The following is a 22,163-nucleotide window of genomic DNA, read 5'->3' as shown; positions in this document are numbered from 1 at the left end:
TGCGCGGGCCTCGGCCGGGGACGCGGCTCAGCCGTCGGCCAGCACCTCACGGAGCCGGGTGGCGAAGGCGCCCGGATCCTCCACGAAACCGAGGTGCCCGCCGGGGAACATCGCCGGGGCCGCGCCCAGCGCGGCGGCGAGCGCCCGCGAGGTGCGGTCGCAGATCTGGTCGGTCGACGCCTCGCCGAGCCCGACGACGACCCGGGTCGCGCCCCCGTGCAGCGTGGCGACGTCGGGGCGGAACCGGGTGGTCCCCCGGATCATGTGCAGGTACTGGAAGTGTTCGTCGGCGGCCGCCCGGGGCTCGGGCTCGCCGCCGAACATGCCCAGGACCACCTCCTCCGGCAGGTGGATGTTCGCGTTCGCGAGGAACTTGCGCCCGGCGCCGAGCCGGTCCCCGGCGAGGTAGGTGGCGATCATGTCGTCCTCCCGGGCCAACAGCTCCGTCCGGTCCGCCAGCAGCCCGAGCAGCGGCGGCTCGTGCGCAACGACCGTGTGCACCTGCTCGGGGTGGGCCTGGGCGAGGGCGAGGACGGTCACCGCGCCGCCGCTGGACCCCAGCACCGCGGCCGGGCCGGCGTCCAGGTGGGCCAGGAGCCGGGACACGTCGTCGGCGCGCAGCTCCGGAGTCGAGTCCTGGTGCGGGTCGTGCAGCACGCTGCGGTGGATGCCGCGCGGGTCGGTGGTCAGCACGGTGTGCTCCGTGGCCAGCAGGTCGGCCAGCGGCGCGAAGGCGTCGGCGTCCATCGGGGCGGCGACCAGGGCCACCAGGGGGCCCTGTCCGCGTACCTCGTAGTAGAGCCGCCCGTCGGGCACCGCCAGGGTGTCGGCCGTGACGTGCGCGGTGGAAGTACTGCTCATCGGATCCTCCGGATTCGTGGCTGGTGAGCCGGTCACCTTCCAGACCGCGCCGATGCGGCAGAATCGTCGCTCATGAGCGCCATTTCCGGGAGCGCTGCCCGATCCGGGGAGCAGGCCGGGCCGGGCGTGGTCGACGAGGCCGCCTTCACCACGCTGGTCGCACCGCTGCGCCGGGAACTGCACGCCCACTGCTACCGGATGCTCGGCTCGGTCCACGACGCGGACGACGCCCTCCAGGACACCCTGCTGCGGGCCTGGCGCGGACTGCCGGGCTTCGCCGGACGCGGCTCCCTGCGCTCCTGGTTGTACACGGTGGCGACCCGCGTCTGCCTGGACGCCGTCGCCGGCCGCCGGCGACGGGCCCTGCCGGTCGATCTCGGCCCGGCGAGTGACCGCGCCGTCCCGGACAACCGCGCGGACGAGAGCGTCGCCTGGCTCGGCCCCTACCCGGACGCCGGCCTCGCCACCGCGCCGGCCGCCCCGGATGCCCGGTACGAACAGCGCGAGGCGGTCGAGCTGGCCTTCGTCGCCGCGATGCAGCACCTGCCGGGCAACCAGCGGGCCGCGCTGCTGCTCTTCGACGTCCTCGGCTACTCCGCCGCCGAGATCGCGGCGATGATGAGCACCTCGACCACGTCGGTGAACTCGGCTCTCGCCCGGGCCCGCCGGATGCTCGCCGAGCGGCTCCCGGCCGTCACGCAGCAGCGAACCCTGCGCGCGCTCGACGACGCCCGGCTGCGGGAGATCGTCGCCCGGTACGCCACCGCCTTGGAGGACGGCGACGCCGACGCCCTGGTCGCCCTGCTCATCGAGGACGTCACCTGGTCGATGCCGCCCATGCCGCACTGGTACCGCGGCATCGAAGCGGTCATGGACTTCGCCCGGTCCGCGCCCCTCGGCCCCTGCGGTAGCTGGCGGCACCTGCCCGCCGGCGCGAACGGCCAGCCCGCGGTCGCCGGCTACCTGCGCCGGGCCGGGACCGGTCCCTACCTGCCGTGGTCGATCGACGTGCTGACGCTGCGGGGCCACCGGATCGCCGAGATCACCTCGTTCGTGGGCGCGGCGTACGTCGCGGCCTTCGGGCTGCCGGACTCGCTGACGCCGGAGCCGGCACCGCGGGCCGCCGAACCGCCCGGTCGAGCGGCGCGGCGGTCCGCGACGGCGGCGACCGGGTCGACCGCCCCCGCCCACGGGGCGGGCGTGCGGCGCCGGGCTCAGGCGGCGGGGGCGGCGCCGGCGGGCGTGGGCGCACCCGGGTCACGGGCGTAGCGCAGCATCAGCACGCCGTCCTCGGCGGCGAGCACGTGGCGCAGCGGCAGGTGGCGCGGCGGGCCGCCGTCCCCGGCGGTGATCCGGCCCGGGCCGGCGCCGGCGAGCAGCGGCGCGACGGTCAGGCAGAGCTCGTCCACCAGGTCGGCGGTGGTCAGCGCGCCGAACAGCTGCGGTCCGCCCTCGCAGAGCAGCTGATCCAGCCCGCGGCGGCGCAGCTCGGCGAGGCCGGCGGCGAGGTCCACCCGCGCCTCGCCGCAGCGGACCAGGTCGGCCACCTCGGTCAGTCCCGGCGGTGGCGCGACCCCGGCGCGGGTGAGCACCAGCGGCCGGACCGGCGCGTCGGCGAAGCAGGCCTGGGCCGGATCCAGGTCCAGCGACCCGGAGACCACCACCAGGGTCGGGTACTCGGCCAAGCCCTGCTCCCGGCGCCAGGCCCGGCGGGCCTCGCTCAGCCGGACCGCGCGGTAGCCCTCGTGACGCAGCGTCCCGGCGGCCACCACCAGGCCGTCACAGAGCATCCGGAGCAGGCCGAAGACCCGCTTGTCCGGCTCCCCGGAAAGTCCGGCGGAGTAGCCGTCCAGGGCGACCGCGCCGTCGGCGCTGGCCACGAAGTTGACCCGCAGGTGGGGCCGGGTGGCCCGGCCGTAGAGCGCGGCCAACTCCGGATCGGTCAGCGGACCGGTCGCGGGCGCCGGCCAGACCCGTGAGATCGGCGTCCCGGCGGTCATTCGCTGGCCGGACCGGTGACCGGAGGGGTGGGTTCAGGGGTACGGTGCTGGCAGTCGCACCACTTCCGGCCTGGACAGTCGTCGTGCCGCCGCTCCCGGCACGCTCGGCAGATCATGCTGGCAGCCTATGCCGAGGAAGGTTGGGACAGCATGCCGCGTCAGATCTTCCAGTTCACGGTGGCCCTCGTCGGGGTCCGACCGCCGGTGTGGCGGCGGGTGCTGGTCCCCGGCGGCTACACCCTGGACCGCCTGCACCGGGTGGTGCAGCACGCGATGGGCTGGCGGGACTGCCGCCTGCACTCGTTCGAGATCGACGGCCTGCAGTACGGCGAACCCGACCTGGACGGCGAGCTCCCGGTCCGCGACGAGCTGGACGTCCGGCTGGACGCCGTGGTGGGCAAGGGCAGCCGGTTCCGCTACCTCTACGACTTCGGCGACTGGTGGGAGCACGACCTGGTGGTGGAGGACGTCTGCGCCGGTGACCAGGACGAGCGCTACCCGGTCTGCCTCGACGGGGAGCGGGCCTGCCCGCCCGAGGGCGTCGGCGGTCCGTCCGGGCATGCCGTCCTGCTCGCCGCCCTCGCCGACCCGGAGCACCCCGAGCGCCGGACGATGCGGGAGTGGGCCGGGCCCGGCTTCGACCCGGCCGCCTTCGACGCCGCGCGCGCCACCACCCTGCTGCGCCGCTTCTGCTGACCGCGCCCCGGAAGACTTCGCCGGGCCGACGCGATACGATCTGGAAACGCTCCCACAGGCCTGTTGACAGATCGTCACCCTGCCCCTGTTCCTGGAAGGCGCCGTCAAGTCGTGAGCAACCCAGCCAACCCGCCCGCCGTCGGCGTCCTCGACCAGGGTCCGGAACTCACCTTCCCGCCCGGCTTCCTCTGGGGCGCGGCCACCGCCGCGTACCAGATCGAGGGCGCGGCGACCGAGGGCGGCCGCACCCCGTCGATCTGGGACACCTTCAGCCACGCAGAGGGTCGGACGGTGGGCGGGCACACCGGCGACGTCGCCTGCGACCACTACCACCGGATGCCCTCCGACGTGCGGCTGATGGCCGACCTGGGGTTGAGGTCGTACCGCTTCTCGGTCTCCTGGCCGCGGGTCCAGCCGGGTGGGGCCGGGCCGGTGAACCAGGAGGGGATGGACTTCTACCGGCGGCTGGTCGACGAGCTGCTGGCCCACGGCGTCGAGCCCTGGCTGACCCTCTACCACTGGGACCTGCCCCAGCCGCTGGAGGACGCCGGCGGCTGGCCGGCCCGGGACACCGCCGCCCGGTTCGCCGACTACGCCCAGCTCGTCGCGGACGCCGTCGGCGACCGGGTGAAGTACTTCACCACGCTGAACGAGCCGTGGTGCTCGGCGTTCCTCGGCTACGGCTCCGGGGTGCACGCGCCGGGCCGCTCGGACGGGGCGGACGCCGTCCGCGCCGGGCACCACCTGATGCTCGGGCACGGGCTGGCCGTCCAGGCGCTGCGGACCGCCCGGCCGGCGGCGCAGCTCGGCATCACGGTCAACCTCTACCCGGTCACCCCGGCCGGCGACTCGCCCCAGGACGCCGACGCGGCCCGCCGCATCGACGGGCTGGCCAACCGGTTCTTCCTCGACCCGGTCCTGCGCGGGGCGTACCCGGCGGACCTGCGGGCCGACCTGCGCGCGGTCACCGACTTCGGGCACGTCCGGGACGGCGACCTGGCGGTCATCTCGACCCCGCTGGACATGGTGGGCGTCAATTACTACAGCCGGCACGTGGTGGCCGCACCGGTCGAGGGGGTCGAGCGGGAGGCGTACTGGCGGGCGCAGTCGTGCTGGCCGGGCAGCGAGGACGTCCGGTTCGTCACCCGGGGGGTGCCGGTGACCGACATGGACTGGGAGATCGACGCCCCGGGCCTGCTGGAGACCCTCGAGCGGGTCCACCGGGACTACACCGACCTGCCGCTCTACATCACCGAGAACGGCTCCGCGTTCGTCGACGCGGTGGCGGACGGCCGGGTCGACGACCCGGACCGGCTGGCGTACTTCGACTCCCACCTGCGGGCCGCGCATGCGGCGATCAGCGCCGGGGTGCCGCTCAAGGGCTACTTCGCCTGGTCACTGATGGACAACTTCGAGTGGGCGTGGGGCTACACGAAGCGCTTCGGGATGGTGTACGTCGACTACGACAGCCAGGCGCGGATCCCCAAGTCCAGCGCCCGGTGGTACGCCGAGGTGATCCGACGCAACGGCCTGGCCGCCGCACAATAGGCTGGGCCGGCCACTAACGGGGCCCGGCCCCGATGCCCAAGCAGGTGTGGGTTCGTCCGGCGTAAGAGGGGGATTGACTAGTTGTCGATTTCCTCTGCAAACCTGTCTATGGTTGCTTGGCGTGAGTAATGTCTATCGGATCGGCGATTTTGCCAAGCGGGTGGGCCGCTCGGTGAGCACGGTGCGTCGGTGGGAGGCGGAGGGTCGGATCACCGCCCGCCGTCTGCCGTCCGGGCAGCGGTACTTCGACGACTCCGATGTTCGCACGGTGCTACAGCCGGGCTTCGATGCGGCGCGGCGGAAGGTCGTGGTGTACTGCCGGGTCTCGTCATCAGGGCAGGAGGCAGATCTGGCCATGCAGGTCGCGGCGATGCAGCGGTTCTGCTTGGCCCGCGGTCTGGCGGTAGACGAGTGGATCAGCGAGGTCGGCGGCGGGATGGACCTACGCCGTGAGAAGTTCCTGGCGCTGATGGACTCGATCGACCGCGGGGAGGTCGCCACGCTCGTGGTGGCCCACAAGGATCGGCTGGCCCGGTTCGGCTTCGACTTGGTGGAGCACGTGGCGGCGCGCAGCGGCTGCGAGATCGTCGTCGCGAACCAAGAGACGTTGTCCCCGCAGCAGGAGTTGGTCGAGGACTTGCTGGCGGTTGTGCACACCTTCTCGGGCCGGCTGAACGGGCTGCGACGCTACGAGAAGGAACTCGAACGGGCGAACCTGACCGTGGCGGGTGACCGGTGAAGGTCACCCGGATCGCGTACTCGACGGCCCTGAATCCGGGTAAGTACGCGGCGTTGGTGGAGCAGGCCCGCCGGTTGGGTCGAGTTCGTAGCGAGGTGTGGCAGCGCTGCGGGTCGGTCGCCGGTGTCGGGTCCGGGTTGAGGGACCGGCAGGTGCGGGACCGCTGGCTGGCCGACGGCACCCACGTTCAGTTCGGTGTGCTGGCAAATGCGTGGAAGGAAACCGTCCGCGACGCGATGGCCGACATCGCAGCGAACCTGGCGGCGGCGAAGGTCGAGGTGCGTCGGGCGGTCGCTCGGCGCATCAACGATCCCGTCGAGCTCAGGCGGATGTTGACCGCGCTGAAGGCCGACCAGTGGGCCGGGGACCCGTTCCTGGCTCGTCAGCTGCGCAAGCATTGGAAGCGGGGCCGCAACCACACCCACGATCAGATCGTCGTGCGCGCCGACCAGCACAACAGCATCACCGACGCGCGCGGCCGAGTATGGCTGGCCGTTCCCGGCCTCGTACGCCGCAAGATGGTCAAGATCCCACTGTCGACGACCGTCGCCCCGACGGGAACGCTGCGGCTGATCCTGCGCCGGGGTCGGGTCGAGGTGCACTACCAGATCGACGCGTCGCAGATGCGGTCGTCGCAGCGGCCATGCGGCGATGCGACTATCGGCGTGGACAAGGGCTACACCGAAGCGCTGACCGACTCCGACGGCGACCCCCACGGCACCCGTCTCGGCCAAATGCTGTCCAGCGAGTCGGACAGGTTGAAGGAACGCAATCGCCGTCGGGCGAAGCTACGCTCAATAGCAAACACCGCTGCGCTGCGTGGCGACCACGCGAAAGCGCACCGGATCAAGATCAACAACCTCGGGACCGTGAAACGGGACCGGCAGGTCGCCCGCCACCGGGCGCAGGTGCGCACGGAGGTCTTCACCGCCGTGCACCGGGTCGTCGACAAGGCCGCCACCGTGGTCGCCGAAGACCTCACCAAACGCTTCGCCGGCCGCAAGAGGCTCGGCAAGAACATGAATCGGCGTCTCGCCGCGTGGACCAAAGGAGTCACCGCCGAGGCCCTCACCAACGTGTCGGAGCGCAGAGGTTCTGCGCTCGTGCACGTCAACGCCGCCTACACCTCACAAACCTGTCACCGCTGCGGCCGGCTCGGCCGACGCAACGGGGACACGTTTCACTGCACCTGGTGCGGGGTGGTGTGGCAGGCAGACGTGAACGCCGCGATCAACATCCTGCAGCGAGCCGGCGACCCTGACATCGCCCTGCACACCCCCCACCACAGGGTGAAGCAGATCCTGCAGGACCGGACCGATCGCCACCGGACCAGACTGCCGGTCCAGGACTCCAGCCCGGCCACCGCCGAGCGGAGAGCGAACCATCCGAACCGCTCAACCACGAGCAACTAGTAGGAAGCAGCAGACGATGACAACGCAGCGCACCCGGTCGCTCGGGCGCCCGACCCTCGACGCGGTCGCCGCCCGCGCCGGCGTGGGGCGCGGCACGGTCTCCCGCGTGGTCAACGGCTCGCCCCAGGTCAGCCCGGAGGCCCGGGCGGCCGTCCAGGCGGCGATCGCCGAGCTGGGGTACGTGCCCAACCGGGCCGCCCGGGCGCTGGTCACCCAGCGGACCGACTCGGTGGCGCTGGTGGTCTCCGAGTCGGGGGAGCGGGTCTTCACCGAGCCGTTCTTCGCGGCCATCGTCCGGGGCGTCAGCTCCGGGCTACTGGAGACCCCGATGCAGCTCTGGCTGGCCATGGTGCAGTCGCCGATCGAGCGGGAACGGGTCGAGCACCACCTGACCAACCAGCACGTCGACGGCGTCCTGCTGCTCTCGCTGCACGACGCGGACCCGCTGCCCACGCTGCTGCAGGAGCGCGGCCTGCCCACGGTGCTCGGCGGCCGGCCGGCCCGGATGCTGCACCCGGACGCCCAGCCCGCCTGGTTCGTCGACGTGGACAACGTCGGCGGCGCCCGGCAGGCGGTGGAGCACCTCTTCGCCCTCGGCCGGCGGCGGATCGCCACCATCGCCGGCCCACAGGACATGGGCGCCGGCCTGGCCCGGTTGTCCGGCTACCAGGAGGCCGTCCGGGCCGCGGGCGGCAACCCCGACCCGGACCTGATCGCGTACGGGGATTTCAGCGAGGGCAGCGGCAGCGCCGGCATGCGCCGGCTGCTCGAGGTCCGCCCCGACCTGGACGCCGCTTTCGTCGCCTCCGACCTGATGGCCTTCGGCGCCCTGCGGACGCTCCGCGAGGCCGGCCGCCGGGTGCCCGAGGACGTGGCGGTGGTCGGCTTCGACGACGCCCCCATCGCCCGGCAGGCCGAGCCGCCGCTGACCACGGTCTTCCAGCCGGTGGAGGAGATGGGCCGGCAGATGGCCAGCCTGCTGGTCTCCCGCATCCGCGGCGACGAGGTCAGCCCGCACGTTGTGCTGGACACCAGACTCATCCACCGCGCCTCCGCCTGACCGGGGGCGTGCGCAGCGGCCCGCTGGGCGAGGTGGGTCACTTCTCCCGGACCGCGCGCAGACCGTGCTCGACCAGCGGCGCGACCATCCCGCCGATCCGGTCGAAGCCCGGGCCGAGCGTCTGGCCGAGGGTGTGCCGGTAGTGGATGCCCTCGCAGATCACCGCGAGCTTGAAGCAGCCGAGCGCCACGTGCCAGTGCAGCGGCCCGACGTCGACGTCGCTGCGGGCGGCGTACCGGTCGATCAGCTCGGCGCCGCTCGGGAAGCCGGCCCGGGGGCCGAGGCCGTCGGCCACCGGGTTGCCGTCGGCCAGCTCGCTGTCGCCGAGCACGCTCCAGTACGTCAGCAGCAGCCCCAGGTCGGCGAGGGGGTCGCCGAGGGTGGCCATCTCCCAGTCCAGCACGGCCCGGACGGCCACCGGCTCGACCGCGGCGAGGAGGTTGTCCAGCCGGTAGTCGCCGTGCACGATCCGCCCGGCGTTCGCGCCCTCCGGCACGCTGGCGGCGAGCGCGTCGCGCAGCTCGTCGATGCCCGGCAGCGGGCGGCTGCGCGAGCGGTCGAGCTGGCCGGCCCAGCGGCGTACCTGCCGGGCCAGGTAGCCCTCGGGGCGGCCGAAGTCGGCCAGCCCGACCGCGGCCGGCTCGACCATGTGCAGCGCGGCGAGGGTGTCCATCATCGCCATGGCCAGCTCGCGCCGCTGCCCGGCGGTGAGCGGGTCGGTCTGCGACCGGCTCCGGTAGACCTCGCCGTCGACCTTCTCCATCAGGTAGAACGGCGCGCCGATCACGTCCTCGTCGGGGCAGAGCAGCAGCGCGTCGGGGACCGGCACGTCGGTCGGGGCGAGCGCGGAGATCACCCGATGCTCGCGGGCCATGTCGTGCGCGGTGGCCAGCACGTGTCCGAGCGGCGGCCGGCGCAGCACCAGCTCGCGGTCGCCGCAGCGCAGCAGGTACGTCAGGTTGGACCTGCCCCCGGCGATCAGCCGCGCCGACAGCGGCCCGGCGGCCAGCTCGGGCCGGTGCGCGGCGAGGTAGGCGCCCAGCCGGTCGAGGTCGAGCCCGCGCGGGGCCGAACCGGTCGGGTTCCCTGGCGCGTCGACGGCCGGATCGGTCATCCGGATAGTTGATCGGCAGCTCAGCTTTCTTGTCAAGGTCGGATTTTCCGGGCGGACATGGCACTGCAACAGCGGCGAAATGGTCAACCGGCAGGCTGGGGCCCAGCCTGCCGGCCGCCCCGGCCGGCCCGCCGAGCGGAGGGACCAGACATGCTGCTGAGAGTTCGGGTGACCCTGCCGGACCGACCCGGCACCCTCGGCCAGGTGGCCCGCACCCTCGGCGTCTCCGGCGCCGACATCGTCCAGGTGGTCGTGTTGGAGCGGCTCGGCGGCCGGGCGGTGGACGACTTCACCGTGGTGTGGCCGGGCGCGGCGCGGGTGGAACGCCTGCTCGCCGGCCTGGCCGCGATCCCCGGCGTACGGGTGGACGGGGTGTGGCGGGCGATCGGCGCGCCGACCACCACCGGCCAGGACGCGGAGCTGCTCGCCCAGGTCGCGGCGAACCCGACCGACGGGGTCGCCACCCTGGTCGACGCGGTGCCCGGGCTGCTCGCCGCCGACTGGGCGGTGGCCGCGGTCGTACCCCTGGACTGGGCCGCGCGCAGCGGCGGCGCGGGCGAGGCCACCGTCGGGCACGCGAGCTGGCGCGCCCCGGTCCCGCCCCGGCTGCCGGAGGTGACCCCGCTGCGGGCCCGGGCGATGACCAGCCCCGAGGGGCACCACTACGCGGTCGCCCCGTTCGGCCGCGCCGGGCTGGTGCTGGTGGTGGCGCGGGACCACACCGAGCCCCTCGCCGCCGCCGCGTTCCACTCCACCGAGGTGGACCGACTGGCCCAGCTGGTCCGGGCCGGCGCGGTGATCCTCGGCGACCGGCTGGACCTGGTCGGCGCCCCGTCGGTGACGACCATCACCTGACCGGTTCCCGCCGTGTCACCGTCGGGCAACGGCATCGCAACAGCCGGCCGGCAGGGTCGAGGGTGAGGAAGGGAGCGAACCATGGCGCTGTGGCGAATCCGAGCCACCGTGGACGACCGGCCGGGTTACCTGTCGGTCCTCACCGCGAGCCTCGCGTTGCGCGGGGTCAACATCCTCACCGTCCAGGTGCACACCACCGAGGTGGGTGCCGTCGACGACTTCCTCGTCGACGCGCCCGACCAGCTCACCGAGGCCGACCTGCGGGCTGCCGTCGAGCGGGGCCGGGGCCGGGACTGGTGGGTCGCGCGCAGCGAGGCGCGCGGGCTGGCCGACCAGCCCACCCGGGTGCTCGGTCTGGCCACCCGGCTGGCCCGCGACCCGGATGCGACCGGGGAGGCGCTGCGCACCCTGCTCGGCGCGGACGCGGTGACCTGGCGGCCGGCGTCGGCCGGTCCGCTCGGCGGGGTGGGTGCCACGACGATGCTGCTGGCCGACCCGTCCGGCGGCCCGTACGAGCTGTGCCGGCAGGAGCCGAGCTTCACCCCGGCCGAGTACGCCCGGGCCCAGGCCCTGGTCGAGCTGGCCGCGGCCGTCGCCCGCCGGGACACCGACCGGGTCACCCTGGTGCTGCCCGACGCGGCCGAGGTGCAGGTCCGGTCGGCGACCGTGGACGACGTGTCCGGGCTGGTGGAGCTGCACGAGAGCTGCTCGGCCCGCAGCCGCCGGCGGCGGTACCTCAGCGGGGCGGCCCTGCCGTCGCCGGCCCGGCTGCGCCGGCTGCTGGAGCCGGCGCGGGGGCTCACCCTGATCGCCACGGCCGGCTGCGGCGGGGCGTCGGCGCCGGTCGTGGCGATGGCCAACCTGCTCGGTGAGGGGGACGAGGCGGAGGCGGCGCTGCTGGTCCGGGACGACTGGCAGCGGCGCGGCCTCGGCTCGGCGCTGCTGCGGCGGCTGCTCGGGCACGCCGAGCGGGTCGACTACGCCGCCGTCGAGCTGTACGTGCAGGCGGAGAACGCGCCGATGCTGCGCACGGTACGCGGGCTTCGGCGGCCGACGTCGGTGGAGCGGGACGGCAGCGTGCTGACCGTGACGCTGCCGTTGGCCGTCCGCCGGGTCGGCCCGTCCCGGCGGGCCGCCCCGGCCGCCCCGGCCGCCCGGTCGCACCGGGCGCACTGACCCGACGGGCGCCCGCCGCGACGCGTCCCGTGCCGCAACGGCGCGGCACGCCGACGACGACCGGCGGGCGTCCGGCACCGGCGCCGGGGCGGACCCGGCGCCACGTGGCCGACCTCCGGTGCGGGGGACGGTGACCCGGCAGGGCCCCCGGTGCGGGGGCCCTGTCCGTGTCCGGGTACCGCCCCGGGACCGGGTCGAGGTGGACGCGGGGGAAATCCTCCGCCCGGCTCCGGCCGGGCCGCTCAGGTCGTCGGGTAGCTGCTGTAGTCCGGGAAGTTGCCGTAGAGCCGGCCGTCGCCGCCCACGGTGACCGCCTGCACCAGCAGGTCGCCGCCGACGAACGCGCCCTTCCAGGAGGCGCCCCGGCCACCGAACGGCTCCTCCCGGTCGCCCCGGGAGCGGGGCTTGTTGATGCCCACCTTGAATGCCTGCAGGTCGACCGCGAGCTTGCCGGCCAGCTCCTCGTCGTCGCAGGCGAGGGAGGCGACCAGGGCGCCGTTGGAGGCGTTCATCTGGGCCAGCAGCTCGTCGGTGGTGTCCACCACGACGATGGTGTCGACCGGGCCGAACGGCTCGGCGTGCATCAGCCGGGACCGGCCGGGCGGGGCGAGCAGCACGGCCGGCGCCACGTACGCGGACGTGTCCTGCCCGTCGAGGAACGGCGCGCCGTCGAGCTTGCCCCGGTGCAGCGGCACGGCGCCGCCGCGTACCGCCTCGTCGACCTTGCGGCGCAGCTCGTCGGCCTTGGCCGCGCTGATCAGCGGGCCGAAGTCCAGCTCGGGCAGCGGGTCACCGGCGGACCAGTCGTCGCCGACGGCGAGCGGGTGTCCGAAGCGGACCGAACGCACCACCGGCAGGTACATGTCGAGGAACTCGTCGACCAGGTCCCGTTGGACCACGAACCGGGGGTACGCGGTGCAGCGCTGCTTGCCGTACTCGAAGCCCTTCTTCAGGTGCGCGGCGAGCAGGTCCCACCGGGAGAAGTTCCAGATGCCCCAGGCGTTGAGGCCCTCCTGCTCGATGAAGTGCCGCTTGTCGGAGTCCAGCAGCGCGGCGGCCACCTTGCCGCCGTTGGAGCGGCCGCCGACGAATGCCACCGCGCCGATCTCCGCGGCACGGACCAGCACCTCGGAGAGCTCCTCGCCGCTGCCGGAGAGCAGGGTGGCGGGCAGCCCGGCGCGGCGCATCAGCGCGTGTGCGACGGTGAGGCAGACCGCGCCGCCCTGGGACGGGGTCTTGGCGATGACCGCGTTGCCGGCGAGCAGTTGGACCAGTTCGGCGTGCACCAGCACGCTCATCGGGTAGTTCCAGGAGGCGATGTTGCTGACCGGGCCGGGCAGTGCCTCCCGGCCGTCGGCGAGCATCCGGTCGATCTCCTGCACGTACCAGCGCACGCCGTCCAGCGCCCGGTCGACGTCGGCGCAGGCCAGCCGCCACGGCTTGCCGATCTCCCAGACCAGCAGCATGGCGAGCAGGTCGCGGTGGGCGGTGAGCGCGTCGAGCGCCGCGGTGACCCGGGCCTTGCGTTCGGCGAGCGGGGTCTGCGCCCAGTCCCGGTGGCTGGTGGCGGCGTACGCGACGGCGCCGCGCGCCGCGTCCGCGTCGAGGCGGGCCAGGTGCACCAGGACGGTGTTGTCGACCGGCGTGCGCACCGGGGTCGGCGTGCCGACGCCCCGCCACTCGCCCTGGATCAGGTTGTGCAGGGTGGCGGCGCCGTCGGGTGTCGTGCCGAAGGCCTCCGGCGCGGCGGACACCGCGCGGGCGAGCGTGTCGGACCAGGAGGTGCCGTCGGCGAGTCTGAGAGCCATCGAGTTCTCCTCAGGGTTGTCCGGGGGAGCGGCGGCGTCGATGGCACCGCTGGTGTCGGGTACTGTCCCGCGTGGCCGAGCGCGCGGGCAACCGTACGCTCGTATGCCAGGACACCAGGCCCGCCGGTTGGCCCGGCCGCGCGACGTCGCGACCGTGCATCACCGGCTCCGACCCGGGAGTACGCCGGCGTCCAATTGAAGATAGTCGATAATGTGATCCAGCTCCGGGCGACATCGACCGGGTTACCCGTCGGTACGGGTCAGCCCGCCGGTCGGTTCAACCGCGCAGCGCGGCGATCGCCTCCGCAGTGGTGCAGACGGTGCCGAGTCGCCGGAAGACGTAGTCGACCGCGAACTCGTGGGCGTACCCGTCCAGTCCGGACATCGCGTCGTGCGGCAGGACCACCCGGTAGCCGATCTCGTCGCCGATCCGGGCGGTCTGCTCGACCCCGAAGTTGGTGGCCAGCCCGCCGATGACGAGGGTGTCCACGCCCCGCTCGCGCAGCGCGGCGTCCAGCCCGGTCTCGTGGAAGGCGCCCCAGCTGTGCTTGACGATCGCCAGGTCGCCGGCGCGCGGGCAGACCTCGGGCAGCAGTTCGCTCCCCTCGGGTTGCGGGTCGGCGCCGGGCCGGTCGACGCGGACCACCACGACGGTGGCCCCGGTGGCGCGGGCCGCGTCGGCGAGCGCGAGACAGCGCTCGACCACCTCGGGGCCGGTGTGCGGGGCGGTGGGCAGGTCCACGATGCGACGCTGGAGGTCGATCAGGACGACGGCGGTGCGGGTCGGGTCGAGAGCGTCCACGTTCAAGATCGTATCGGAGGCGCGGCGACACCGAGGTCCCGAGATGCGGAACCGGCCGCCGGACGGAGGTCCGACGGCCGGTTCCCGGCTGGCCCGAGGGTCAGCTGGTGAAGCGGATCTTGTCCCGGCGGCGCCGCAGCACCGTCAGGGCGACACCGCCACCGATCAGGGCGAGGCCGGTGAGCGCGGTGCTGGTCGCGGCCACGCCGGTGATCGGCAGGCTGCCACCGCCCCCACCGCCACCGCCACCCGCCGAGGAGCCCGGCGACGGGGTGCCCGACGAGTTGCCCGGGCCGCCCGGGGTCTCCGAGCCGCCCGGCGTCGACGGGGTCGGCGTCGGCGACTCGGACGAGCCGCACGGCCGCAGCCAGAAGACCTTGTGCTTCTCGGTCCACTCCGGGTGGTTCTGCCGGTCGACGGTCAGCTTGATGTGGTAGCCCTGCTTCGGGTGGGCCATCGCCGCCGTGAGGTTCAGGTCGGCGGCGGAGAACCGGAAGACCTCGTCCGGGTCGTTGCGGTACGAGCCACCGCTGGCCTTGTCGTTGCTCACCAGCACGTTCTCCACCCGCTTGACCTCGTGGAAGTCCGGGGCGGACGGCGGCCAGGCCTCGAAGATGAGGGTCGCGTGCTCGTCCTTGTCGAAGTTGAAGAACTCGACCTGGAACTCGCAGGTGACGTGCGGCTCGTTCCGGTTGTCCTCCTGGTACGCAGGCCCGTCGATCTTGACGGTGCCGTTCGCGCCGGGCGGGTCGGCGAAAGCGGGACTACCGAGAGCGAGGCAGGCAGTGGCGGCGGCTGCGGTGAGGGCGGCGCGCGCCACGTGCCGACGCTGTGGCATGGGGAATCCTCCGAGTGCGGGATAGGCGACGGCACATGATCGCATAGCAGGCCACCACCGGCGACATCGGACGTTCGGCCTGAGCTGCAACGATATGGCCACAGTGTCAGAGAAATCGAGCGTGATTCAGCCAACTCCAGGGCGTGTCGGCGTAACGCGGAACGGGGCTTTGGCGCTTCGGCTGTCCGTGCACCGCTCCGGCGGCGGCCACGGAACGACTCCGCCCCGCCCGCCCGGCTGGCTAAGCTCGACCCGTGCGGGCCCCGGGGCGCAGTGACACCGTGCTCTTCGTCGTCTACGACGGGATACGGCTCCTCGACGTCACCGGGCCGTTGGAGGTGCTCACCGTAGCCAACGAGCACGGCGGGTCGTACCGGCCGCTGCTCGCCTCGCTGGACGGGCGGGACGTGGTGAGCAGCGCTGGTGCCCGGCTCGGAGTCGACCTGGCGCTGGTTGAGGTGACCGGCCCGGTGGGCACGCTGATCGTGCCCGGCGCGCCGGACTGGCAGGCCGCGGCGGACGACCACGCACTACTGGATCAGATCCGCCGGCTGGCCGCCGGGTCCGCCCGGACCGCGTCCGTCTGCGCCGGGGCGTTCCCGCTGGCCGCCGCGGGCCTGCTCGATGGCCGCCGGGTGACCACGCACTGGGACCTGGCCGACCAGCTCGCCGCGCACTTCCCGACGGTCACCGTCGACCCGGACCCGATCTTCATCGTCGATGGCCGGATCATCACCTCGGCCGGGATCACCGCCGGCATCGACCTGACCCTGGCGCTGGTCGAGGCGGACCTCGGCCCGGAGACGGCCCGGGCGGTGGCCCGGCACCTCGTGGTCTTCATGCAACGCCCGGGCGGGCAGTCCCAGTTCAGCGTGCGGACCAACACGGCGAGTACCCGTAACGACCTGCTACGCCGGGTGCTGGACACGGTGGCCGCCGACCCGGCCCGGCCGTACGACCTGGCCGGCCTGGCGGCGCTGGCCGGAGTGAGCGTGCGGCACCTGGGCCGGTTGTTCCGTACCGAGTTGGGCATCACGCCGGCGGTGTACCTGGACCGGATCCGGGTGGAGGCGGCCCAGGACCGGCTGGAGCGGGGCGGCGAAACCCTCGACGTGGTGGCCCGCCGGGTCGGCTTCGGCTCGCCGGAGACGATGCGCCGCGCCTTCCTTCGCGAACTCGGCGTCACTCCTGGCGCCTACCGCTCCCGCTTCCGCACCACCGGGATCAACTCCGGCCGCTGATCGCCCCGCCCGCCCGTACCGGGGCCGGTCGTGCCGGCGGGGTCGGCGCCGCACGGCAGGCCCCGGACCGGGGCGGGACGGGGTCCGGTCAGCGCGGGGCGAGGACGGGTCGCGGAACCTCGGCCGGCACGATGTCCCGCTGGCGCAGGGCGACCAGGCCGGCTACGGCGAGGAGGGCGACCGAGAGCCAGAGCCCCACCGCGACGCCACCGGAGTCCGACAGCGCGCCCGAGATCAGCGGGCCGACCGCCTGACCGACCGAGAAGGCCACGGTGAGCAGGGCGATGCCGGCGGTCCAGCCGCCGGCCGGCAGGGCCCGGCGGGCGAGCACGGTGGCCGCCGTCGGGCCGGCCATGAACGAACTGCCGAAGACCACCGCCGACACCAGCGCCGCGGGCAGCCCGGCCGGCAGCAGCAGCACCGGCAGCACACCGACCAGCACCAGCACCGAGACCAGCGCGGGCGCCCGGCCGCCGGGCAGCCGCCCGATCACCCGTCCCCACACCGTGAGCGTGGCCAGCGCCGAGGCGATACCGAGCACCACGAAGAAGGTGGCGACGCCCGGGGTGCCGAGTCCCTGGTCGCGGAGCAGCGCGACAACGAAGGTCATGTAGCTGACGTAGCCGGCGCCGAACAGGACGTACCAGGCGAAGGTCGGGGCGAGCCGGGCCAGGTCGGTCCGGGCCAGCCGAGTGCTGGTCGTCCCCGACACCGGTGGCACCCGCCGGACGGCGAGCAGGGCCGGCCCGACCGCGAGCACCGCGACGAGTCCGAGCAGCAACCAACCTGCGCGCCAGCCGGCGTCCCCGGCCACCGTGAGCGCCGCCGGCACCAGGAGTCCGGACAGCACCACGCCGATGCCGACCCCGGCCATGTAGAGGGCGACCAGCAGCGCGGCCCGGCGCTGCCCACCACCGGCGGTGACCCGGGCGGCGAGCGCCGAGCCGAGCACGAAGGAGACCGCCGTGCTCAGCCCGCCGACGAACCGCAGCAGGCTCAGCACGGGATAGGCCGCGGTGGTCGCGGTGAGCAGCAGGGCGAGCGCGCTGACGGCGAGGGTGCCCGCGAAGGCGGCCCGGTCGCCGAGCCGACGGGCCCAGAACACCGCCGTTCCGGCGCCGATCACGTAACCGGCGGCGTTCGCGGTGTTCAGGCCGCCGGCTTGGGCGTACGTCCAGTGCAGGTCGCCGCGCATGGCGGGCAGCAGCAGGGCGTACGCGAAGCGGGTGAAGCCGAGCGCGACCACCGGGCCGGCGGCCAGGCCCAGCGCGATCAACGCCTCGCGTCGGCGTGAATTCTGGGACATGGTTCCTCCTCAGTCGGCGGGCTCGTCGGCCCACTGAGAGGGGGAACCTGCAGCGGCTCGGGGGCGATGGCCGTCCGGAAGGACACACTGCCCTCGGATCGGGACATCACCACCTGCCGGCGTTTTGGTGGAAATGGGGATTGATGGGAGAATTCGTCTGGTCGGCGGCCGCCCGCGTCGCGCTCCCGGCGACGGGTGGTACTGGCCGATTTCGCGGAAAGCGGTAGTTGGCCACGGTTGTGGGCAAGTCGAGTGCGTGTTGCTGACGGTGGGACACGGGGCCGCCGACCGGGAGCGGTTGGGGGAGTTGCTGGGCGGGGCGGGGGTGGCGCTGGTCGTCGACGTGCGGCGGTACCCGGCCAGCCGGGCCAACCCGGACGTCCGGCGCGAAGCACTCGAACGCTGGCTGCCGGCGGCGGGCGTCGACTATCGCTGGGAGCACCGCCTCGGCGGCCGCCGCCACGTCCGCGCCGGGGAGCCGCAGCCGGACACCTGGTGGACGGTCGCGGCATTTCGCGCGTACGCCGCGTACACCCGGACCGCCGACTTCGACGCGGCACTCGACGCGCTGCTCGCCGACGCGGCGTGGCGGACCACCGCGGTGATGTGCAGCGAGAGCGTCTGGTGGCGCTGCCACCGGCGGCTGATCGCCGACGTGACGGTGCTCGGGCGCGCCGTCCCGGTGCGGCACCTCATGCCCGACGGCCGGCTCAGCCCGCACCGCCCCGCCGAGGGCGCCCGCCGACTCCCTGACGGCCACCTGCTCTGGGACGCCCGCCCGTCCGAGCCGGGCACAGCAGACGGCTGACCGTCCGAGCCGAGCACAGCCGACGGCTGGTCGGGTCAGTCGGGCAGTTCGTCGGCCAGGAGGTCCATCAGGAGGGCGTCGTGCCAGCGGCCGTCCGCGCCGCGCTCGTAGCGGCGCATGATGCCGACCGGACGGAAGCCCACCTTCGCGTACGCGCGGATCGCCGCGGTGTTCGCTGCCGCCGGGTCGATGGTGAACCGGTGGTGGCCGTACTCGTCGATCAGGTGCCGGGCCAGGGTGCGGATGGCGTCCCCGCCGCGGCCGGCGCCGCGTACCGCCGGGTCGAGGAAGATGTCCAGGCTGGCGTGCCGGTAGTCCGGGTCGGTCTCGGCGTACCACTGGATCGCCCCGACGACCCGGCCGTCGTGTTCGATGGCGTACACGGTCAGTTCGTCGTCGGCGAGGTCGGCGCGGACCGCCTCGGCCAGGTCGTCGCCGCCGCGCCACCAGCGCCGCACCTCCGGGGTGGCCCGGATGGCCGTGAGGGCCGGCACGTCCGCGTCCGTCGCCGGTCGCAGCGTCACCGTCCGCCCCTGCAGCACGGGTCAGCCCCGGATCTCGCCGTGCTCGACGCAGACCGCCGACCAGCCGACCGGCAGCACCTGCACCTTCATCCGGCGCCGGCAGTGCGCGCAGTAGCGCGGCGGCTCCAGCGCCCGGGCCGCGGCGCACCCTTCGTGCCCGCCGGCCGCCGCATCCTCACCGCAGCGGTCGCACCAGCGTGGGGCCGCGGCACCGGCCGGCACCGCGGACTCGACCAGCTCGGTCACGTCGTCCTCACCAGGTCCGTCTCAGAGCGTCGCCGAAAGCGCCTTCACCGGCATCTTCAGGTCGTCGAGCAGCTTCAGGTCGTCGGTCGCCGGCCGGCCCAGCGTGGTCAGGTAGTTGCCGACGATGACCGCGTTGATGCCGCCGAGCAGGCCGTCCCGGGTGCCCAGGTCGCCCAGGGTGATCTCCCGGCCGCCCGCGTACCGGAGGATGGTGCGCGGCATGGCCAGCCGGAACGCGGCGATGGCCCGCAGCGCGTCCTTGCCCTCCACCACCGGACGGTCGGCCAGCGGGGTGCCCGGGCGCGGGTTGAGGAAGTTCAGTGGGACCTCGTGCGGGTCCAGCTCGGCGAGCTGCGCGGCGAACTCGGCCCGCTGCTCCACCGTCTCGCCGAGGCCGAGGATGCCGCCGCAGCAGACCTCCATGCCGGACTCGCGGACCATCTTCAAGGTCTGCCAGCGCTCCTCCCACGAGTGCGTGGTGACCACGTTCGGGAAGTAGGAGCGGCAGGTCTCCAGGTTGTGGTTGTAGCGGTGCACGCCCATGTCGACCAGCTCGTCGACCTGCTCCTGGGTGAGCATGCCCAGTGACGCGGCGACCTGGATGTCGACCTCGGCCTTGATGGCGGCCACGCCGTCGCGCATCTGCTTCATCAGTCGGGCGTCCGGGCCGCGCACCGCGGCCACGATGCAGAACTCGGTCGCCCCGGTCGCCGCGGTCTGCTTCGCCGCCTCGACCAGCGCCGGGATGTCCAGCCAGACCGAGCGGACCGGCGAGGTGAACAGGCCGGACTGCGAGCAGAAGTGGCAGTCCTCGGGGCAGCCACCGGTCTTCAGCGAGACGATGCCTTCGACCTCGACCTCCGGGCCGCACCAGCGCATCCGCACCTCGTGGGCGAGCTGGAGGGCGGCGGGGACGTGCTCGTCGGGCAGGTTCAGCACGGCGCGGACACCGGCCTCGTCGAGGCCGACGCCGTTCTCGAGCACCTGGGTCCGGGCCTGGTCGAGGATCTCTGGCATGGCTCGTACCCTACAAGGCCGCCCCGGGGCGGAAAACGGCCGCGTCCGGTGCTCCGAGCAGCGACGCGGCTGCCCCGGCGAGCCGGACCGCGCCACGCCGGGCCCGCCCGGCCGGGTGGTAACTTCGCCCGGCGGAAGCGCCCCGAGGGGGCGAGTTGTCGGCGGGAAGGGACGTGACGGTGGCGGACTGGCTGGCGGCCCTGGACCGCCGCGCCGAGCTGCGGGCCAGGGCGGGGCTCACCCGCACGCTGCGTCCGCGCGCCGCCGGCGACGCCGTGGTCGACCTGGCCGGCAACGACTACCTCGGCCTGGCCACCCACCCGGAGGTCACCGCCGCCGCCGCGCGGGCCCTGTCCGGGTACGGGCTGGGGGCCACCGGATCCCGGCTGGTGCGCGGCTCCACCGACCTGCACCACGCGCTGGAGGACGCCCTCGCCGACTGGCTCGGCACCGACCGGGCGCTGGTCTTCTCCTCCGGCTACCTGGCCAACCTGGCCGCGGTCCGTGGCCTGGTGCAGCCGCGGACGCTGCTCGTCTCCGACGCCCACAACCATGCCTCGCTGATCGACGGGTGCCGGATCTCCGGCGCCGAGACCGTGGTGACCCCGCACGCCGACGTCGACGCGGTGGCCGCCGCGCTGGCCGCCGCACCCGGCCGGCCCGCGGTGGTGGTCACGGAATCGGTCTTCTCCGTCGACGGCGACCTCGCCCCCCTCGCCGCGCTGCACGCCGTCGCCCGCCGCCACGGCGCGCTGCTGCTGGTGGACGACGCGCACGCGCTCGGCGTCACCGGTCCCGACGGCGCCGGTGGGGTGGCCGCGGCCGGCCTGGCCGGCGAGCCGGACGTGGTGGTCACCGCCACCCTCTCCAAGGCGCTCGGCGGGGCCGGTGGTGTGGTGGCCGCGCCGGCCGAGTACGTCCGGCACCTGGTGGAGACCGGCCGGACGTTCATCTTCGACACCGCCCTGCCGCCGGCGGTCGCGGCCGGCGTGCTGGCCGCGGTGCGGCTGGCCCGGGCCGGCGACGAGCTGCGCGCCGAGCTGGCCGAGCGGGCCGCCCTCGCGGTGCGCCGGCTGGGCGCGGCGGGACTGGAGGTCTCCGCCCCCGACGCGGCGGTGGTCTCGGTGACCGCGCCCGGTCCGGAGGCGGCGACCGCCTGGGCGGCCGACTGCCGGGACCGCGGGGTCGCGGTGGGCTGCTTCCGGCCGCCGTCCACCCCGGACAGCCGGTCCCGGCTCCGGTTGACCATCAGCGCCGGTGTGGCGGGGCAGGATTTCGAACGGGCCCTCGACGTGATCCTGGAGTGTGCACCCGTGAGCGCGAGGAGTGAGCCGGGCTTGCGAGCCCCGCAGTCGCGAACGAAGGAGGGCTCATGACGGGTGGCTGGACCGGGCCGGTGCTGGTGACCGGCACGGACACCGAGGTCGGCAAGACCGTGGTGACGGCGGCGATCGCGGCCGCGGCGCAGGCCGCCGGGCTGCGGGTCGCGGTGGTCAAGCCCGGCCAGACCGGTACGGCCACCGGCGAGCCCGGCGACGTCGACTCGGTCACCCGGTTGGCCGCCCCGCTCACCGGCCGGACCCTGGCCAGCTACCCGGACCCGCTCGCCCCGCTGGCCGCGGCCCGGGTCGCCGAGCTGGAACCGCTGGAGCTCTACACCGCCGTCGACGCGATCCGCGAGGAGATCGACAAGCACGACCTGGTCCTCGTGGAGGGGGCCGGCGGGCTGCTCGTCCCGATGGGGCTGCGGCCGTCGGGCGAGCCCTGGACGATGGCCGACCTGGCGGTGTCGCTGGGCGCCCCGGCCGTGGTGGTGGCCCGCGCCGGCCTCGGCACGCTGAACCACACCGCGCTCACCCTGGAGGCCCTGGAACGGCGGGCGATCCCGGCGGGCGTGGTCATCGGCGCCTGGCCGGCCGAGCCGGAGCTGGTGCACTGGCTCAACCTGTCCGACCTGGTGCCGAACCTGCTCGGCGCGGTGCCGACGGGGGCCGGCGCGATGGACCCCGGGGTGTTCCGGCGGTCCGCCTCCGGCTGGCTCACCCCCGCCCTGTACGGAGTGCTGGACGACTGGCGGGCCTGGGCCGAGGACGTCAGCTGAGCACCTGACTT

22 protein-coding genes are annotated in these 22,163 nt (G+C 74.1%); 12 read left to right on the top strand and 10 right to left on the bottom strand.

The features are described from left to right. Nucleotides 1–27: 27 nt before the first annotated feature. Complete coding sequence (locus ACFYOS_RS15315; RefSeq protein WP_387140811.1) at nucleotides 28–861, bottom strand: alpha/beta fold hydrolase; 834 nt, start codon at nucleotides 859–861, stop codon at nucleotides 28–30. A 72-nt stretch (nucleotides 862–933) separates the two neighbouring features. Here ACFYOS_RS15315 and ACFYOS_RS15310 point away from each other — a divergent pair, with 72 nt between their 5' ends. Continuing rightward, on the top strand, nucleotides 934–2,130 hold the full coding sequence (locus ACFYOS_RS15310) for a sigma-70 family RNA polymerase sigma factor (RefSeq protein ID WP_387140808.1): 1,197 nt from the start codon (nucleotides 934–936) through the stop codon (nucleotides 2,128–2,130). Here ACFYOS_RS15310 and ACFYOS_RS15305 read toward each other — a convergent pair. After that, nucleotides 2,076–2,861, bottom strand: a complete 786-nt coding sequence (locus tag ACFYOS_RS15305; RefSeq protein WP_387140805.1) for a pyrimidine reductase family protein — start codon at nucleotides 2,859–2,861, stop codon at nucleotides 2,076–2,078. The two genes, ACFYOS_RS15310 and ACFYOS_RS15305, sit on opposite strands and share 55 nt — an antisense overlap. Nucleotides 2,862–3,011: 150 nt before the next feature. Between ACFYOS_RS15305 and ACFYOS_RS15300 the strand changes: the two genes are divergently transcribed. The 5 genes from ACFYOS_RS15300 (at nucleotide 3,012) to ACFYOS_RS15280 (ending at nucleotide 8,316) form a co-directional block, all read left to right on the top strand. Then, nucleotides 3,012–3,557, top strand: coding sequence for a plasmid pRiA4b ORF-3 family protein (locus ACFYOS_RS15300; protein ID WP_387141082.1), 546 nt, complete (start codon nucleotides 3,012–3,014; stop codon nucleotides 3,555–3,557). Nucleotides 3,558–3,668: 111 nt separating this feature from the next. Beyond that, a complete protein-coding gene (locus ACFYOS_RS15295) occupies nucleotides 3,669–5,105 on the top strand; it encodes a GH1 family beta-glucosidase (RefSeq protein ID WP_387140802.1) in 1,437 nt (478 codons plus the stop codon). Nucleotides 5,106–5,226: 121 nt separating this feature from the next. Continuing rightward, nucleotides 5,227–5,844, top strand: a complete 618-nt coding sequence (locus ACFYOS_RS15290; protein ID WP_387140799.1) for an IS607 family transposase — start codon at nucleotides 5,227–5,229, stop codon at nucleotides 5,842–5,844. After that, nucleotides 5,841–7,256: an RNA-guided endonuclease TnpB family protein gene (locus ACFYOS_RS15285; protein WP_387140796.1), complete on the top strand. Its 1,416-nt coding sequence runs from the start codon at nucleotides 5,841–5,843 to the stop codon at nucleotides 7,254–7,256. Before ACFYOS_RS15290 ends, ACFYOS_RS15285 begins: the two co-directional genes overlap by 4 nt. Nucleotides 7,257–7,272: 16 nt before the next feature. Beyond that, nucleotides 7,273–8,316 carry a LacI family DNA-binding transcriptional regulator gene (locus tag ACFYOS_RS15280; RefSeq protein ID WP_387140793.1) on the top strand — a complete coding sequence of 348 codons (1,044 nt, stop codon included), beginning with the start codon at nucleotides 7,273–7,275 and terminating at the stop codon, nucleotides 8,314–8,316. 37 nt (nucleotides 8,317–8,353) lie between these two features. On the opposite strand, the gene ACFYOS_RS15275 is transcribed toward ACFYOS_RS15280, so the two are convergent. Then, a complete protein-coding gene (locus ACFYOS_RS15275) occupies nucleotides 8,354–9,430 on the bottom strand; it encodes a phosphotransferase family protein (protein WP_387140790.1) in 1,077 nt (358 codons plus the stop codon). A gap of 150 nt (nucleotides 9,431–9,580) precedes the next feature. On the opposite strand from ACFYOS_RS15275, the gene ACFYOS_RS15270 reads away from it, so the two are divergent. Continuing rightward, entirely contained in the window at nucleotides 9,581–10,285 is a 705-nt protein-coding gene (locus ACFYOS_RS15270) for an amino acid-binding protein (RefSeq protein WP_387140787.1), read from the top strand. A gap of 81 nt (nucleotides 10,286–10,366) precedes the next feature. Next, nucleotides 10,367–11,461, top strand: coding sequence for a GNAT family N-acetyltransferase (locus ACFYOS_RS15265; protein WP_387140784.1), 1,095 nt, complete (start codon nucleotides 10,367–10,369; stop codon nucleotides 11,459–11,461). 242 nt (nucleotides 11,462–11,703) lie between these two features. Here ACFYOS_RS15265 and ACFYOS_RS15260 read toward each other — a convergent pair whose 3' ends face one another. The 3 genes from ACFYOS_RS15260 to ACFYOS_RS15250 form a co-directional block, all read right to left on the bottom strand. Continuing rightward, the gene (locus ACFYOS_RS15260; RefSeq protein WP_387140781.1) at nucleotides 11,704–13,269 is read right to left on the bottom strand and encodes an aldehyde dehydrogenase family protein; all 1,566 of its coding nucleotides are present in this window, start codon (nucleotides 13,267–13,269) and stop codon (nucleotides 11,704–11,706) included. A 277-nt stretch (nucleotides 13,270–13,546) separates the two neighbouring features. After that, nucleotides 13,547–14,071 (bottom strand): isochorismatase family protein, encoded by a 525-nt coding sequence (locus tag ACFYOS_RS15255; protein WP_387140778.1) that lies wholly within the window; start codon nucleotides 14,069–14,071, stop codon nucleotides 13,547–13,549. Nucleotides 14,072–14,171: 100 nt separating this feature from the next. Then, entirely contained in the window at nucleotides 14,172–14,909 is a 738-nt protein-coding gene (locus ACFYOS_RS15250) for a hypothetical protein (RefSeq protein WP_387140776.1), read from the bottom strand. 254 nt (nucleotides 14,910–15,163) lie between these two features. On the opposite strand from ACFYOS_RS15250, the gene ACFYOS_RS15245 reads away from it, so the two are divergent. Beyond that, nucleotides 15,164–16,150, top strand: a complete 987-nt coding sequence (locus ACFYOS_RS15245; RefSeq protein ID WP_387140773.1) for a GlxA family transcriptional regulator — start codon at nucleotides 15,164–15,166, stop codon at nucleotides 16,148–16,150. A gap of 88 nt (nucleotides 16,151–16,238) precedes the next feature. Here the strand turns inward: ACFYOS_RS15245 and ACFYOS_RS15240 are convergent, their stop codons facing one another. Next, a complete protein-coding gene (locus tag ACFYOS_RS15240; protein ID WP_387140770.1) occupies nucleotides 16,239–17,456 on the bottom strand; it encodes a YbfB/YjiJ family MFS transporter in 1,218 nt (405 codons plus the stop codon). Between the two features lie 256 nt (nucleotides 17,457–17,712). On the opposite strand from ACFYOS_RS15240, the gene ACFYOS_RS15235 reads away from it, so the two are divergent. Then, nucleotides 17,713–18,264 (top strand): DUF488 family protein, encoded by a 552-nt coding sequence (locus ACFYOS_RS15235; RefSeq protein ID WP_387140768.1) that lies wholly within the window; start codon nucleotides 17,713–17,715, stop codon nucleotides 18,262–18,264. A gap of 35 nt (nucleotides 18,265–18,299) precedes the next feature. Here ACFYOS_RS15235 and ACFYOS_RS15230 read toward each other — a convergent pair whose 3' ends face one another. Genes ACFYOS_RS15230 through bioB form a run of 3 tightly spaced genes read right to left on the bottom strand, consistent with a single transcriptional unit; the run spans nucleotide 18,300 to nucleotide 20,051 of the window. Further along, the gene (locus tag ACFYOS_RS15230; protein WP_387140765.1) at nucleotides 18,300–18,806 is read right to left on the bottom strand and encodes a GNAT family N-acetyltransferase; all 507 of its coding nucleotides are present in this window, start codon (nucleotides 18,804–18,806) and stop codon (nucleotides 18,300–18,302) included. Between the two features lie 3 nt (nucleotides 18,807–18,809). After that, entirely contained in the window at nucleotides 18,810–19,025 is a 216-nt protein-coding gene (locus ACFYOS_RS15225) for a hypothetical protein (RefSeq protein WP_387141079.1), read from the bottom strand. Between the two features lie 30 nt (nucleotides 19,026–19,055). Next, entirely contained in the window at nucleotides 19,056–20,051 is a 996-nt protein-coding gene (gene bioB, locus ACFYOS_RS15220) for a biotin synthase BioB (RefSeq protein ID WP_387140761.1), read from the bottom strand. Nucleotides 20,052–20,230: 179 nt separating this feature from the next. Here bioB and ACFYOS_RS15215 point away from each other — a divergent pair, with 179 nt between their 5' ends. Further along, entirely contained in the window at nucleotides 20,231–21,427 is a 1,197-nt protein-coding gene (locus ACFYOS_RS15215; RefSeq protein WP_387140758.1) for an 8-amino-7-oxononanoate synthase, read from the top strand. Beyond that, on the top strand, nucleotides 21,424–22,152 hold the full coding sequence (gene bioD / locus ACFYOS_RS15210; RefSeq protein WP_387140755.1) for a dethiobiotin synthase: 729 nt from the start codon (nucleotides 21,424–21,426) through the stop codon (nucleotides 22,150–22,152). The genes ACFYOS_RS15215 and bioD overlap by 4 nt, the downstream gene beginning before the upstream one ends. The last annotated feature ends 11 nt before the right edge of the window (nucleotides 22,153–22,163 follow it).

The sequence above is a fragment of the Micromonospora sp. NPDC005806 genome (assembly GCF_042871425.1).
Taxonomy (GTDB): Bacteria; Actinomycetota; Actinomycetes; order Mycobacteriales; family Micromonosporaceae; genus Micromonospora.
This window is presented reverse-complemented; position numbering and strand designations above follow the sequence as displayed.

Excerpts from the sequence above, each read along its gene's own strand:
- ACFYOS_RS15315 (WP_387140811.1), bottom strand. The coding sequence starts at position 861 with ATGAGCAGTACTTCCACCGCGCACGTCACGGCCGACACCCTGGCGGTG.
- ACFYOS_RS15310 (WP_387140808.1), top strand. The coding sequence starts at position 934 with ATGAGCGCCATTTCCGGGAGCGCTGCCCGATCCGGGGAGCAGGCCGGG.
- ACFYOS_RS15305 (WP_387140805.1), bottom strand. The coding sequence starts at position 2,861 with ATGACCGCCGGGACGCCGATCTCACGGGTCTGGCCGGCGCCCGCGACC.
- ACFYOS_RS15300 (WP_387141082.1), top strand. The coding sequence starts at position 3,012 with ATGCCGCGTCAGATCTTCCAGTTCACGGTGGCCCTCGTCGGGGTCCGA.
- ACFYOS_RS15280 (WP_387140793.1), top strand. The coding sequence starts at position 7,273 with ATGACAACGCAGCGCACCCGGTCGCTCGGGCGCCCGACCCTCGACGCG.
- ACFYOS_RS15275 (WP_387140790.1), bottom strand. The coding sequence starts at position 9,430 with ATGACCGATCCGGCCGTCGACGCGCCAGGGAACCCGACCGGTTCGGCC.
- ACFYOS_RS15270 (WP_387140787.1), top strand. The coding sequence starts at position 9,581 with ATGCTGCTGAGAGTTCGGGTGACCCTGCCGGACCGACCCGGCACCCTC.
- ACFYOS_RS15265 (WP_387140784.1), top strand. The coding sequence starts at position 10,367 with ATGGCGCTGTGGCGAATCCGAGCCACCGTGGACGACCGGCCGGGTTAC.
- ACFYOS_RS15260 (WP_387140781.1), bottom strand. The coding sequence starts at position 13,269 with ATGGCTCTCAGACTCGCCGACGGCACCTCCTGGTCCGACACGCTCGCC.
- ACFYOS_RS15250 (WP_387140776.1), bottom strand. The coding sequence starts at position 14,909 with ATGCCACAGCGTCGGCACGTGGCGCGCGCCGCCCTCACCGCAGCCGCC.
- ACFYOS_RS15240 (WP_387140770.1), bottom strand. The coding sequence starts at position 17,456 with ATGTCCCAGAATTCACGCCGACGCGAGGCGTTGATCGCGCTGGGCCTG.
- bioB (WP_387140761.1), bottom strand. The coding sequence starts at position 20,051 with ATGCCAGAGATCCTCGACCAGGCCCGGACCCAGGTGCTCGAGAACGGC.
- bioD (WP_387140755.1), top strand. The coding sequence starts at position 21,424 with ATGACGGGTGGCTGGACCGGGCCGGTGCTGGTGACCGGCACGGACACC.